Raw genomic sequence first — 13,913 nt, 5'->3', positions numbered from 1 at the left:
GTATCGGCCTTTCTCTTGCCAGATCGCTCGCAGAACTCCACCACGGGTCTTTGCAATTGATCTCCGGAGAATCGGATTTAATTATTTTTGAACTGCAACTGCCTATACATCAAAGGTTTGAATTTCAATTAAGCAGTTGGAAAAAGACAAGATAGTATGACTGAAAGTATTCTTATTATTGACGATAACGAAGATATCCTGGATTTCTTATCTGTGGTTTTAGGAGATTCCTACAAACTATACCTTGCAGTTAACGGAGAAATTGCCCAGGCGATTTTAGATAAGGAGGTTATTCACCTGATCGTATCAGACATTATGATGCCGGGCATTGACGGATTTGAGCTGTGCGCACTCATTAAATCCACTGTTGAATACTGCCATATTCCTATTATATTATTAACCTCTAAAAACACCTATAAAGCTCGCATTGAAGGATTGGAAGTCGGTGCAGACGCTTATATACAAAAGCCATTCTCATCAGAATTGCTACAGGTGCAAATTGCAAACCTGCTTAAAAACCGCAGAAAAATAAAAGATCATTTCGCCAGCTCTCCTTTTGAGGATGTAAGGGTAATGGCGCATTCAAAAACGGATGAAGCCTTTCTGAAAAAACTGGATGAGTACATTAAGGAAAATATTAAAAACCCAAATATCGATATAGATATGCTCGCCGATCACATGTTCATGAGTCGAAGCACATTATATCGCAAGGTCAAATCGCTGTCTTCTCTGTCTCCAAAAGAACTAATTGATATTACGCGCTTGAAAAAAGCCGCCGGATTAATCGCAGAGAATGAATTTACATTCTACGAGATTTCGAAGATGGTGGGTTACACATCACAAAGTCTTTTCAGCCGCAATTTCCAGAAATATTTTAAAGTATCTCCTATAGAATATTTTAACTCATTGCCAAGAGAATCATAGCTTATCAAAAAATATCTATGCAAAACCTTCTTTAAAGATGTTACTAAAAAATTTCATCGCAAATCTGCGAAAGATACAATAGTATCAAATGTTTTTTTTGACGATGCCGTAAGCTCTTTATACCATTAATATTTTCTATTAAATTATTCCCAACGGAATACACGCGAGGCTACAAAAAATATGATGAGGCCCCAAAGAGCCAGCATGCCCATATTTAGCCGGCAATCCCACAAAGATGCGCCGTCAAATGCGATACTGCGCACAGCTTCGTTGAAGTGCGTTAAAGGCAGCATTTGACAAAATGGATGCAGCCATTCTGGAAACTTTTCTACCGGGTAAAATGTACCCGACAACAGAAATTGTGGAATAGCGAAAATATTAGCCAGCGCAGGTACCGACCCCGACGTCTTTGAGAGGCCGCTTACTACAAAACCAAAACCCATAAAAACGATCAACGTAATAAAACATACCACCATGATCTGCAGAAAACTCCAAAATCCGTTATGCAGTGTAAAACCGTAAAGCCATACGCCCGCAAGGATGATCAACGCGGCGGAGAGTAGCTGAAACACAGCCTGGCTCAGTGTTTCGCCTAAGAGTATATTTGTTTTGGTAATGGGGGTTGCAAAAAAACGTTTCAATACCAGCTCCTGGCGTAAATTAAAAAACAGGAAAGCCACACTGAAAATACCGGTGCCCAGCAATGCGAAGCCAAGCATGCCGGGCAGCAGGAAGTCAATTAATTTAGATTGCCTGCCGCGGATAACAGCCGTATCATTGCTAACTATGTTTGCAGCATTTTCCCGGGCAGCCTCTTTATTAAAAGCGTGTTGCAACAAGGTGTGCAGCACGCTGATGTCTGAAGCATTAGCAAACTCCGGTGCCGCCACCTGCACGGTGCCGTCCGGTTTTGCCTGCACAATAGCCGTGATGCGGTTTCTTTGCAGGTCTTCACGCAGCACAGCAGAATCTTTAATCAGGAGCTCCAGCCCGGGAATGTTTTTCAATACACGAAAAGCTTCATTGGCCGTATCTGCCGCAGAGTACCCCACAGGAATGGCTATGCCTTTGTCTTTATTGATAAAGCCAAATCCGATAATGAAAATAAACGGGAAGCCAAGACTGAAAGCCACTGTGGCCGGGCTTCGCAAAATAGCTTTGAACGAGCCCTTTGCAATAGCCAGCATTGCTCTGAATTGGTTATAAGCCATGTTAGTTTTCCGGGTTCACGCCTGAAGCCTTACCTGATATCAAAAGTATAAGGCATCAGCGCTTGCGGCGAATGCATCATTTGCCTGAATGAATAAATATTTTTAAATATGGCGGCGTTTTCCGCGCCGAATGTTTTACTGATCCATCTTGTCTGCAGGTCGTCATTATCTTCAAACATGCTTGCAAATTGCGACAGAAAACTTTTTTCTTTCGGATATTCTTTCAGCTCGTATTTGCTTGTTTTTAATAATTCGGCGGTATAGTTGATGGCATCTTTTAAAGAACCTACTTCGTCTACCAGCCCGATAGATTTGGCATCAAGCCCAGACCACACGCGACCTTGCGCAAGGCTGTCAACCATATCTATGGATTTACTTCTGCCCTGGGCTACACGCGATTTGAAAGTATGATAAATAGTATCTACAAACGACTGGAAATATCTTTTTTCCGTATCATTCATAGCACGTGTAAAGTTGCCGAAATCCGCATAGCGGCTTGTTTTCACCGTATCGAAGGTGATGCCCAGTTTATTTTTAAAGAAGTTTTCCGCATTCCCGGTCATGGCAAATACGCCAATGGAACCTGTAATGGTATTAGGGTCTGCAAAAATCCGGTTAGCTCCGCAGGAAATGTAGTAACCGCCGGAGGCTGCCACATCGCCCATGCTCACTACTACCGGCTTTTTCTTTTTTATCAATTCTACCTCGCGCCATATTTCATCACTGGCCAGTGCGCTGCCGCCTGGGGAATTTACCCTGAAAACAACTGCATCAATTTTATCATCCAGCCGCACTTTTCTTAACTGCTTTATATACTCTTCGCTGGTGATCATACTTTTGGTATCGCCGGTTTGCATGATCTGGCCTTCGGCATATACCAGTGCAATTTTTTTGTCTGCATTAGCCGGCGCTTTTTTATACGATTTGTCTTTAGAATATTTCTCAACAGACACTAAGCTCAGGTCATCCGTTTCTTTTTTGCCCAACAATCTGCGCAGCTCTGTCTGAATTTCATCGCTGTATTTCAAACCGTGCACCATTTTATGCTTCAATGCATCTTCAGCAGTTTGTATGCTGAAATTATCTGCGAGGCTGCGTAAGGTGGCCGTATCTATTTTGGTGGTTTTGGCAATATCCTGCAGCATTACATCGTAGAGATCATTGAGCCAGGCTGCTGTCTGCACACGGTTAGGCTCCGTCATTTTGGTTACACGAAAAGGTTCGGTAGCGCTTTTGTATTTACCGGCAAAAAATATCTGCGGCTCTACTTCCAGCTTGTCGAGTGTTCCCTTGAAGAACATTACCTGCGTGGAAAGTCCGCGCCAGTCGAGCCCGCCTTCCGGGTGGGTGTATATTTTATCTGCTGCCGATGCTATGTAGTAAGCCTTTTGAGTAATGGTAGGCGCGTAAGCTATTACAAACTTTTTACTGCTTTTGAAATCGCTGATCGCTTCCCGCAATTCCCGGCTGGTAGCAAAGCCGTTTGCATTATTTTCAGCCTTGATGTAAATACCTTTGATGCGGTCATCGGTTTTAGCGTGTGCTATCATGCGTACCACATCATACAAGCCGCTGGTTTTTGTTGTTGAAAAATTTGTACCGAAATTAAAATCTTCTTTAGATTGTTCTGCAATCGGGTTGTTCAGGTCAAGCATCAGCACGCTGTTGGCGCTGATCTTTTTATCGCTGTTGGTAGCCATTGAACTGAATGCAGCCATCATAATAATCATTACAAAGAATGAAATAAATGAAAACACAATCAACGCTAACAAACTGGCAAAAAATACCTTGAAAAAATTATTCATCGGTTAATGTTTTAGTTTCTTTTTCTTAGGATCATAGCAATTATACTATAATATCCCGGTTTTGTAAATGTTATTGCAAATATGCAATAAATAAAAATAACAGGTGGCATTATAAAAAAATTATTAATATAAAATTACATTTGATGCATCATGAATATTGTATTCTTATCCATAGGCAGCAACATAGGCAATAAAACACAAAACCTGCTGAATGCCATCGGGTTTATCGGCGATGAAATCGGCAGGATCGAAAAGGTTTCTGGTATTTATGCCACAGAGCCCTGGGGCCTGAAACAACAACCTGAATTTTTAAACATGGCGCTGCTGGTAACTACACAACTCAAAGCTGAAGAAGTATTGAAAAAAGCCTTATCCATAGAACTGAAAATGGGGCGTGTACGCGAACAGAAAATGGGCGCCCGCTCCATTGATATTGATATCTTGTTGTTTAATGATGAAATAATCCGGCAGGATAACCTGAGCGTTCCGCACCCGTTTATGCAACAAAGAAATTTCGTGCTGATGCCCCTGAATGAGATCGCGGCTGAAATAATGCACCCGGTATTGAAAAAAACTATCCGTGAACTGCTTGAAGAAAGCAGCGACACATCACAGGTAAACAAAACAACCGGCAATCTTTTGCAACAGCCACCATCTGTGGATATCAACTTCGAGTAGAAAGGAGTCTTTGCAATACAGCCATAATTGCCTGCAAAATTGTACTTTCGCTGTCCGGAAATGAATTACAGATTTATAACCATAGAAGGCAATATCGGCGCGGGTAAAACCACGCTGGCAAAGATCCTTTCAGAACGGCTGAATGCGCGCCTGGTGCTGGAAGGATTTGAAGACAACCCGTTCCTGCCGAAATTTTACAAACAACCGGAGCAATATGCTTTTCCGCTGGAACTGTTCTTTATGGCGGAGCGTTTCAGGCAATTAAAGGAAATGCTCTCCGGCCCTGACCTCTTTCAGAGCATTACCGTGTCGGACTATTTGTTTGTAAAATGCCTGCTGTTTTCCAAAGTGACCTTGCAGGAGGAAGAGTACAAATTATACCAGCGTATTTTCGACATCATTCACCAGCAGCTGATCTTCCCGGATATACTCATATACCTGCATGCACCCGTGCATGTGTTGCAGGCAAACATTAAAAAGCGCGACCGCGCCTACGAACAAAAAATACCGGATGAATATCTTTTACAAATCCAGGAAACATACCTGAGCTATATGCAGCAGCACAACATGAAAATACTTTTTGTAGATGCTTCCAATGCTGATTTTTTATCGAACGAAAGCCATGTGCAGACCATCCTGGAGGCTTTGGAAAAAGAGTATGACATTGGCAAACACTACCTGGCACTGCCTGAATAAACTATGATGTTCCGCACACAATCATTCCTGCAAAAGAACCCGGTATTGCGCAACAAGGAATACCTGACTTTTATTTTCATACGCTTTGGCTTAAGCTTTGCACTAACCATGCAATTTACTATTGTTGCTTACTGGATCTATCATATCACCGGCGGCAGCAAGCTGGCGCTGGGCTTTATCGGGCTGGCTGAAGTTGTGCCGGTGATCTGCTTTTCGCTGTTCTCCGGATACCTGGTGGACTTGAAAGAGAAGAGAAACCTGTTGTCTGCCGTTGTAAGCTGCTATGTGGTTATCGGGTTGGGGCTGTTTTACCTGACTACTTCTTATGCAGCCTCACATCTTCCCAAAAGCTGGGTTATCGGCCTGATATATTTCTTTATTTTTCTCGGCGGCATCTTGCGCACTTTTTTAGGGCCTACAGCTTTTTCGCTGATAGGGCTGATACTGCCGAGGCAACAGTATGCCAATGGTGTAAGCTGGTCAAGCATGGCCTGGCAGATAGGTACGGTCTCGGGGCCATTGACCGGCGGCACTTTAATTGCTGCTTCGGGCATAGAAACAGGCATGGCAGTAGTTTTGATTACTGAAATGATCATGCTGGCGCTTGTGTTTCGCATCGCTAAAAAGCCTGTTATGAAAACTACGCGTGAGCCTGTGCTTCAGAGCATCGGCGAAGGTGTAAAGTTTATTTTAAAAACTCCCGAGTTGCTCGGCGCACAATTACTTGACATGTTCTCGGTTTTGTTCGGTGGCGCAGTTGCTTTGCTTCCGGCGGTGCAGGCAGAATTTTTTCCGCAGACCGAAGCTTTCTTTTCCGGCGCGCGGGCTTTCGGATTCCTGCGTGCCGCGCCCGGCATTGGTGCTTTGCTGTCCCTGATGATGATCGCTTTCTTCCCGCTGAGAACACACCCCGGTAAAAAACTATTTATTGCCGTTGCAGGCTTTGGTATTTCTATCATTGTTTTCGGGCTCTCGCGCAACTTTTATTTGTCTTTCTTCATTTTGATACTCTCAGGCATCTTTGATGCTGTGAGTGTAGTGATTCGCAGCACCATTCTTCAACTGGTAACACCCGATGACATGCGCGGCAGAATTGCATCTGTAAACACCATGTTCATCAGCTCCTCCAATGAGCTGGGCGATTTTGAAAGCGGGGTGATGGCAAACTGGCTGGGCACTTCACGCGCCATTGTTGTTGGCGGATGCCTGACTCTTGGCGTGGTTATTACAACTTTTTTCTACAACCCGAAACTCAAGAATTTCCAGTTCAGGGGGCAGGAGTAAGTATTATGATGTGCTGTGGTGAAGGTGTGATGAAGTTAAGTTGTGTATTTGTGTAATCGTTGAATCGGGTGCCTTCCAACATCAACAAGCCCTGGTTGTTTATGTTGATTGTGAAGGAATTTGGCTGAGATTTATTTTACAGCATAATCTGCTTTCACGGTTATGGTAGCTGTTTTGCTTTTGCTTGATATATTGAAAGCCCCGCCATAACTGTAATCTTCATTGCTGTTTTTACCTACTATCTGAAACACACCCATGGTTGCCTTCTTAAGCTTGCCCATATTTTTCCCTGCATTTTCGGCAATGGTTTCTGCGCGTTTTTTGGCATCGGCACTAGCTTTGGCCAGGAGATCCAGCTTAAGGTCTGACAGTTTGGAGTAGTAGTAGGAAGGTGGCTGGGAGTTAAGCTCAATGCCGCTTTGGATCAGTTCGGTCACCTCACGTGAAATAGTTTCTACTTTCGGGATATCTTTAGAAGTTACCGTAACGTTTTGAGTAAGATTATAACCGCTAAAAGTACTTTGCCGCTGGTTGCCTTCTGCATCGTAGGTATAGCTGTATTCTTTATTGATGTTGATAGAAGAAAAAATAATCTCTGCTGCTGCAATGCCTTTGCCGGCAAGGTACCTTCTTATGGCTCCTTCATCCTGCTTCAGGGCGGCATAGGCCTCTTGTAAATTCATAGACTTGCGCGAATAAGAAGCAGACCATACTACCAGGTCGCTTTCAAAATCTATTTCGGCGGAGCCTGTAACTGAAATATTTTCCTGTGCACGGAATTTGTATTTGTAAGCGTTGGCAATAGCCACGAAACAAATGATGGCAGCTATGGCAGCGATCAATGCAATGACAACCCGTTTCATGTATGTATATTTATTTGTTTTTCAGTTGCCACATGGAATAGCCAAAACCTTCATTCTTTATTATCATTCCCGGTTGGTACAGATTCCTAATTTTTATGGCTATTTCATGTGTTAATATTTAATTTTTTCTGTTTCCCGGTTGGTATAGATTCTTAATCTTTATGGCTATTTCATGTGTATATATTTAATTTTTTCTGGTTGCTACACGGAATAACCAAAACCTTCATTCTTTATTATCATTCGCGGTTGGTATAGATTCCTAATTTTTATGGTTATTTCATGTGTATATTTTTTATTTTTTCTTTATGGTCACATGGAATAGCCTTTATTCATTCGCGGTTGGTATGCAAATTTGTTTATGGCTATTTCATGTGTATTATGAATTTGAAAACATAAAACTACAAAATATATATCATAAAAATCATCATTTGCGCACATTGCTTATAAACAACAACGGCAGCGATATGCTTAGCCGTGCAGAATTGCCCGCATACGTCCTACTTCTTCCTGGTCAACCTCTGTGCCCGTAAGATTTTCATTCATGGAAGCTACTGTGAACTTCATTTTTGTTTCTGCTGATTTCCTTGCCGAAGAGTGGTATTCTGTTGCGCCGGTTTCCTCTACCAACCTTTGAAGATTAGAGGAGCGCACGCCGCTGCCCTGCAAAATAATAATACGCCCTGCGGCTTTTTCAATCAGTTGTTTTATCAATGGTGTCGCATCGCCTACATTGGGCACCTGGCCACTGGTGAGGATGCGTTTGCAGCCGGTGTCTACCACATCTTCTAAAGCTTTTAACGGATCGTTTGTCCTGTCGAAAGCCCGATGAAACGTTACTTCCAGCGGAGCAGCCAGTTCTACCAGCGCTTTAGTACGCTCCACATCTACCGAGCCGTCTGCTTTCAGAAGGCCAAGCACCAGGCCGGGAAAGCCCAGCTCTTTACACAGCTTTACATCTTTTTTTATTACTTCAAACTCATCATCATTATATAAAAAATCTCCGCCACGCGGCCTGACGATGGGGAACACTGGAATGCCGATTTTCTCCCGAACTGTTTTGAGCGTACCGTAAGAAGGTGTAGTACCGCCTTCCATCGGGTTTTCACAAAGTTCAAGCCTGTCGGCGCCTGCACGCTCTGCCTGTATGGCGGAAGAAATATTAAATACTGCTACTTCTAAAATCATACTTGTAATTTTTTTCAAAAGTACTATGGATTCCAACGAACACAAAACTGCGACTGACATTTACTTAAACTTTATATTTGTGCAATGCAATGGTTGGAAAAATATATAGCTACAGCAGAAAAGATTTTATCCGTTTACGATGGCGCTATGCCTCTGCAACATTATTTAAAAAACTATTTTTCGCAAAATAAAAAGCATGGTTCAAGAGACAGGAAAACAATTACACACCTTTGCTACACTTACTTCCGTGCCGGCAAAGCCTTAACTGCATTGAGTTTTAGAGAAAGACTGTTGGCTGCTCTCTATCTTTGTGAAAACGACCCTGGTAAATGGAAATCGCTTTTTAGTAACGAATTTGTTGACAATCATTCTCCGGTTTTAGAGGAAAGGATAAAGTTTATTGCAAATATATACCCCGGGTTTTCTGCTAAAAACATCTTCCCCTTTGAAGATGAAATGAGTTTTGCCGGTGAAAGCTTTGCCCGTTCTTTCCTGGTACAACCCAAAACATTTTTACGCATCAGGCCCGGAAGAAGTAAAACAGTAACAGACGCACTCACACGTGCATCCATTCCCTTTGAGCATGAAGGCGGGGCCATTGCACTGGAATCCGCTGTAAACATTGCCGGGATACTGAAACTGAATGCTGATGCGGTGGTGCAGGATAGCAGCTCGCAAAAAACCGGGGATCTTTTATTGCCTTTGAAACAGGAAAATATATGCTCTGTGTGGGATTGTTGCGCTGCAAGCGGTGGAAAATCCATCCTTGCATTCGATGTGCTGAAACCCATCAGGCTGACAGTTTCAGACGTTCGTCCCTCCATCATTCACAACCTAAAAAAAAGACTAAGAGAAGCGCGTGTGCCGGTAGAAAAAATGTTTAAGGCAGACCTTACCAAACCTGTAGATCCCGGATGTAAATTTGAGCTCATCATTTGCGATGTGCCCTGTACAGGCTCAGGTACCTGGGCGCGTACGCCGGAGCAATTATATTTTTTTAACCGGGAAAAGATTGATGTCTATGCCAGCCTGCAAAAAAGCATTGTACAACATGTACTGCCTCACTTAGCGGAAGACAGCTATCTGCTCTACAGTACCTGCTCTGTTTTTATAAAAGAGAATGAAGATGCAGTCCGTTTTATACAACAGGCATTCCCTTTTATGGAGTTAATACAGCAGCAAAGCATTCGCGGCTATCACCAACGTGCTGATACCCTGTTTGCAGCGTTGCTGAAAAAAAGAAAAATTTAATTTTATTATTTAAAAATGAATTTACTTTGCACTTAGTGCATATCCTCAACACCATATTCAGAATTATAAGGAGCAAATTTTTCATTGCTACGGTAGTATTTATTGTACTGATGCTTTTCTACGACAAGAACGATGTTTTTGTGCAAATGGACAGGCAGAAGCAACTCAAGGAACTCAAAGAAGGACAGGCTTTTTATGAGAAAGAAATTGCCAAACTGCAAAAGCAACTGAATGAACTGGAAGCCAATCCGGCAAACCTGCAGACCTACGCACGCGAAAACCTGTTTATGAAAAAAGCTGATGAAGATATTTTTATTGTAGAGCCTGCAAAAGATTCTACAGCCAAAAAATAATTCTTTAGTTGCTATCTTTGAAAAAACAGCCTGGTGCAATGACGCAGAAAGAAAGATATGCTTTTGTAATAGAATATTTTGAAAAGAATTCTCCCGATGCAGAAACGGAACTAATTTACGACGATCCATATCAGCTGCTGGTAGCAGTAATACTCTCTGCCCAATGTACCGACAAGCGCGTAAACCTTACCACACCTGCTATTTTCCACAAATACCCTACACCCAAAGAATTAAGCCAGGCAACTATTGATGAACTGTTTCCATTGATCAAAAGCATCTCTTACCCCAACAGCAAAACAAAACACCTGATCGGTATGGCCAGGATGCTACAGGAAAATTTTGGGGGCAAAGTACCGCTCACCGTGCAGGAACTCATTACTTTGCCCGGTGTTGGCAGAAAGACAGCTAACGTAATTACCTCTGTTGTAGACAAACAGCCTAACATGGCCGTAGACACGCACGTATTCAGGGTTGCAGGCAGAATAGGCCTTACGGTAAATGCCAGAACGCCATTGGCTGCAGAGCGGCAACTGACAAAAAATTTTCCGTTGGAGCTTATACACAAAGCCCATCACTGGCTGATACTACATGGCAGGTATATTTGCATTGCCCGGAAGCCCAAATGTGAGATTTGTGGGCTGAGGCCTGTGTGTAAATACTATCAAAAGCAGCTAAAGCAGGTTAAATAGAAATGTGGATAGATAGAAATTGCAAATTGAAATAATCAGGCACAAGCGGACGCTTGCGCCAGTATTTAAAAGAGATGGAGATAAGTTTTCTCTCCCAGGCGCAAGCGTCCGCTTGTGCCGGTACTTAAAATAAGTCTTTCTTAGTCAAAAACGCGTGGTATATTTTGCTGGTTAACACACCGGTGTTTAATAAAGATAGGATAAGTCTACTCTTAGTCGAAAGCGTTATCCCAGGCGCAAGCGTCCGCTTGTGCCGGTGCTTAAAATAAGGCTTTCTTAGTCGAAAACGCATGGTATATTTTGCTGGTTAACACACCGGTGTTTAATAAAGATAGGATAAGTTTACTCTTAGTCGAAAGCGTTATCCCAGGCGCAAGCGTCCGCTTGTGCCGGTGCTTAAAATAAGTCTTTCTTAGTCAAAAACGCGTGGTATATTTTGCTGGTTAACACACCGGTGTTTAATTAAAGATAGGATAAGTCTACTCTTAGTCGAAAGCGTTATCCCAAGCGCAAGCGTCCGCTTGTGCCGGTACTTAATAGAGCTGAAAAATACGTCTATTCCAAGAAGCCGCTTGTGGCTGGATCAAAGATTGCAGACATCTAAAAGCTGTCAAGCTTACAGATTCTCTTCCCAGGCGCAAGCGTCCGCTTGTGCCGGTGCTTAATAGAGATGAAAAATAGCGTCTATTCCAAGAAGCCGCTTGTGGCTGGATCAAAGATTGCAGACATCTAAAAGCTGTCAAGCTTACAGATTCAACTTGTGGTTGGGGCATTACGTTGCTATCTTTGTATAACAACCTATGTATTATGAGCACAAAATATAAATTCGGAGATAACGATAAACTATATTTCATAACCTACGCCATAGTTTACTGGATAGATTTATTTATTAGAAAAGAATATAAAGACATTATAATCGAGAGTTGGAAATATTGCCAGGCACAAAAAGGTTTAGAAATATATGGATGGGTAATAATGCCTAGTCATATCCATATGATAATTGCCAGCAACAAAAATAAATTGACTGATATAGTTCGTGACATGAAATCTTATACATCAACACAATTAAAAACAGCAATAAAAGATAATCCCTATGAAAGTAGAAAAGAATGGATGATATGGATGATGAAAAGAGCCGGAATGAAAAATACAAATAACCATCAATGGCAATTATGGCAGCAGCACAACCATCCATTAGAAATATTGGATAATGAAATGTTTTATCAAAAGTTGTATTATATACATCAAAATCCTGTAAAGGAAGGTTTTGTTGAACATGCAGAAGACTATTACTATAGTAGTGCACGCGATTTCCATAACAGAAAAGGGCTAGTAGATTTATGTTATATACAATGATTCGATTGCAAAGCAATTGCTTGAAACCGAAGAGCTTTCAAATTGAAATAATCAGGCACAAGCGGACGCTTGCGCCAGTATTTAAAAGAGATGGAGATAAGTTTTCTCTCCCAGGCGCAAGCGTCCGCTCGCGCCGGTGTTAAAAGAGATATCTGCAACCATTAATACACATTAACTTTTCATTCGCAGCCGCAAGCGTATGGTGGTATTTATTCCCAGGCGCAAGCATCCGCTTGTGCCGCTTAATAAAGATAAGCCACTACCAGCGCAAGCGTGTAGTTATATCTACGGTTTAACACTACGTGTAAGCTCTGCAACCATCAACTCCCAGGCGCAAGCGTCCGCTTGTGCCGGTACTTAAAAGAAATATCTGCAACCATTAATATACATTAATTTTTCAGAACCTTCTATATCATATTTTTGTACATAAATAATACGCAATGCAATAGCCATAAGCAAAACCTGCATACCAACTATTGGTGTATAAAGGCTATTCCATATGACAATTTTAACAGCCGCAACAGCGGCAAAATAAAAAATACTGATGAAAAAAATAGAATTCGGACTGATGACTTTTGCAGATATGGCGCCGGAAACAGTCCCGGGAAAAGGCATCAGCGCACACCGGAGAATACAGCACCTGCTGGAAGAAATAAAACTGGCAGATGAACTCGGTATAGAAGTATTCGGCATCGGCGAGCACCACCGGGAAGATTATGCAGTATCATCGCCCACAACGGTGTTGGCAGCTGCGGCGGCCGTCACCAAAAATATTAAACTCACCAGCGCTGTAACCGTTTTAAGTTCCGACGATCCGGTACGCACTTACCAGCAGTTTGCAACGGTAGATCTTATATCCGGCGGAAGAGCAGAAATTATGGCCGGCCGCGGCTCGTTTATTGAGAGTTTCCCGCTGTTCGGCTACGACTTATCTAATTACAACGAGCTTTTTGAAGAAAAACTCGAATTGCTACTCGCCATCAACAGATCGGAAAGAGTGTCGTGGAGCGGTAGCCAGAGAAAACCGATCTCCAACCTGGGTGTTTATCCCAGAGCTTTGGACGGGCAAATTCCTGTGTGGCTGGCTGCGGGCGGAACTCCGGCTTCAGCGGTACGTGCAGCGAAACTGAAACTCCCTTTAATGCTTGCCATCATCGGTGGAATGCCGTCAAATTTTATCCCGTTTATTAATTTGTATAAAAAGACTGCTTGGGAAAACGGAACTTCAGCAGAAGAACTCCAGGTGGGCATCAACAACCACGTGCTTATCGGCGAAGATGACGAGGCAATTGCCGATGCATTCTTCCCGCATTATGCCCGGATGATGGATCGCGTAGGCAAAGACCGCGGCTGGCAGCCGATGACACGACAGCAATTCGAATTTATGCGCAGCGAACGCGGTTCGCTGATGGTAGGAAGCGTAGAAAAAGTAGTGAACAAAATTGTGATGGAACATGAAATGTTCGGCTTCACGAGATTTATGGCGCATTCCAGCATGGGAACCGTACCTCACGAACTGGTACAGAAATCCACAGAACTATATGCGAAGGAAGTAGTGCCGCAAGTAAAGAGAAGGATTGGCATAAGATAGACTACAAAGCGGTTTAGTTTATCAAAA

Annotated in this window: 13 protein-coding genes; 9 read left to right on the top strand and 4 right to left on the bottom strand. The window is 42.7% G+C overall.

Annotated features, from left to right (window positions below; all coding sequences use genetic code 11):
* Window positions 1-156: 156 nt before the first annotated feature.
* Window positions 157-924 carry a response regulator transcription factor gene (locus OD355_RS11720; protein WP_263038673.1) on the top strand — a complete coding sequence of 256 codons (768 nt, stop codon included), beginning with the start codon at window positions 157-159 and terminating at the stop codon, window positions 922-924.
* Between the two features lie 143 nt (window positions 925-1,067).
* Here OD355_RS11720 and OD355_RS11715 read toward each other — a convergent pair whose 3' ends face one another.
* On the bottom strand, window positions 1,068-2,135 hold the full coding sequence (locus tag OD355_RS11715) for an ABC transporter permease (RefSeq protein WP_263038672.1): 1,068 nt from the start codon (window positions 2,133-2,135) through the stop codon (window positions 1,068-1,070).
* A gap of 29 nt (window positions 2,136-2,164) precedes the next feature.
* Window positions 2,165-3,940 carry a signal peptide peptidase SppA gene (gene sppA / locus OD355_RS11710; protein WP_263038671.1) on the bottom strand — a complete coding sequence of 592 codons (1,776 nt, stop codon included), beginning with the start codon at window positions 3,938-3,940 and terminating at the stop codon, window positions 2,165-2,167.
* 150 nt (window positions 3,941-4,090) lie between these two features.
* Between sppA and folK the strand changes: the two genes are divergently transcribed.
* The 3 genes from folK to OD355_RS11695 are packed head-to-tail and all read left to right on the top strand — an operon-like array spanning window position 4,091 to window position 6,598.
* The gene (folK, locus tag OD355_RS11705) at window positions 4,091-4,618 is read left to right on the top strand and encodes a 2-amino-4-hydroxy-6-hydroxymethyldihydropteridine diphosphokinase (protein ID WP_263038670.1); all 528 of its coding nucleotides are present in this window, start codon (window positions 4,091-4,093) and stop codon (window positions 4,616-4,618) included.
* Between the two features lie 60 nt (window positions 4,619-4,678).
* Complete coding sequence (locus OD355_RS11700) at window positions 4,679-5,314, top strand: deoxynucleoside kinase (protein WP_263038669.1); 636 nt, start codon at window positions 4,679-4,681, stop codon at window positions 5,312-5,314.
* Window positions 5,315-5,317: 3 nt separating this feature from the next.
* Window positions 5,318-6,598, top strand: a complete 1,281-nt coding sequence (locus tag OD355_RS11695) for an MFS transporter (protein ID WP_263038668.1) — start codon at window positions 5,318-5,320, stop codon at window positions 6,596-6,598.
* Between the two features lie 131 nt (window positions 6,599-6,729).
* On the opposite strand, the gene OD355_RS11690 is transcribed toward OD355_RS11695, so the two are convergent.
* Window positions 6,730-7,461: an SIMPL domain-containing protein gene (locus OD355_RS11690; RefSeq protein WP_263038667.1), complete on the bottom strand. Its 732-nt coding sequence runs from the start codon at window positions 7,459-7,461 to the stop codon at window positions 6,730-6,732.
* 468 nt (window positions 7,462-7,929) lie between these two features.
* Window positions 7,930-8,646, bottom strand: a complete 717-nt coding sequence (locus OD355_RS11685) for a copper homeostasis protein CutC (protein ID WP_263038666.1) — start codon at window positions 8,644-8,646, stop codon at window positions 7,930-7,932.
* A gap of 84 nt (window positions 8,647-8,730) precedes the next feature.
* On the opposite strand from OD355_RS11685, the gene OD355_RS11680 reads away from it, so the two are divergent.
* The 5 genes from OD355_RS11680 to OD355_RS11660 all read left to right on the top strand — a co-directional run bounded on the left by OD355_RS11680 (window position 8,731) and on the right by OD355_RS11660 (window position 13,886).
* A complete protein-coding gene (locus OD355_RS11680) occupies window positions 8,731-9,897 on the top strand; it encodes an RsmB/NOP family class I SAM-dependent RNA methyltransferase (RefSeq protein WP_263038665.1) in 1,167 nt (388 codons plus the stop codon).
* A 35-nt stretch (window positions 9,898-9,932) separates the two neighbouring features.
* Window positions 9,933-10,250 (top strand): FtsB family cell division protein, encoded by a 318-nt coding sequence (locus tag OD355_RS11675; protein ID WP_263038674.1) that lies wholly within the window; start codon window positions 9,933-9,935, stop codon window positions 10,248-10,250.
* Window positions 10,251-10,288: 38 nt separating this feature from the next.
* The gene (nth, locus tag OD355_RS11670) at window positions 10,289-10,939 is read left to right on the top strand and encodes an endonuclease III (protein ID WP_263038664.1); all 651 of its coding nucleotides are present in this window, start codon (window positions 10,289-10,291) and stop codon (window positions 10,937-10,939) included.
* Between the two features lie 807 nt (window positions 10,940-11,746).
* Window positions 11,747-12,295 carry an REP-associated tyrosine transposase gene (locus tag OD355_RS11665; RefSeq protein WP_263038663.1) on the top strand — a complete coding sequence of 183 codons (549 nt, stop codon included), beginning with the start codon at window positions 11,747-11,749 and terminating at the stop codon, window positions 12,293-12,295.
* A 544-nt stretch (window positions 12,296-12,839) separates the two neighbouring features.
* On the top strand, window positions 12,840-13,886 hold the full coding sequence (locus OD355_RS11660) for an Atu2307/SP_0267 family LLM class monooxygenase (RefSeq protein ID WP_263038662.1): 1,047 nt from the start codon (window positions 12,840-12,842) through the stop codon (window positions 13,884-13,886).
* Window positions 13,887-13,913: the final 27 nt, after the last annotated feature.

The sequence above is a fragment of the Haoranjiania flava genome, from assembly GCF_025631005.1.
Classification (GTDB): domain Bacteria; phylum Bacteroidota; class Bacteroidia; order Chitinophagales; family Chitinophagaceae; genus Haoranjiania; species Haoranjiania flava.
Note: the sequence above shows the minus strand (reverse complement) of the source record. Positions and strands in the feature narration are given on the sequence as shown.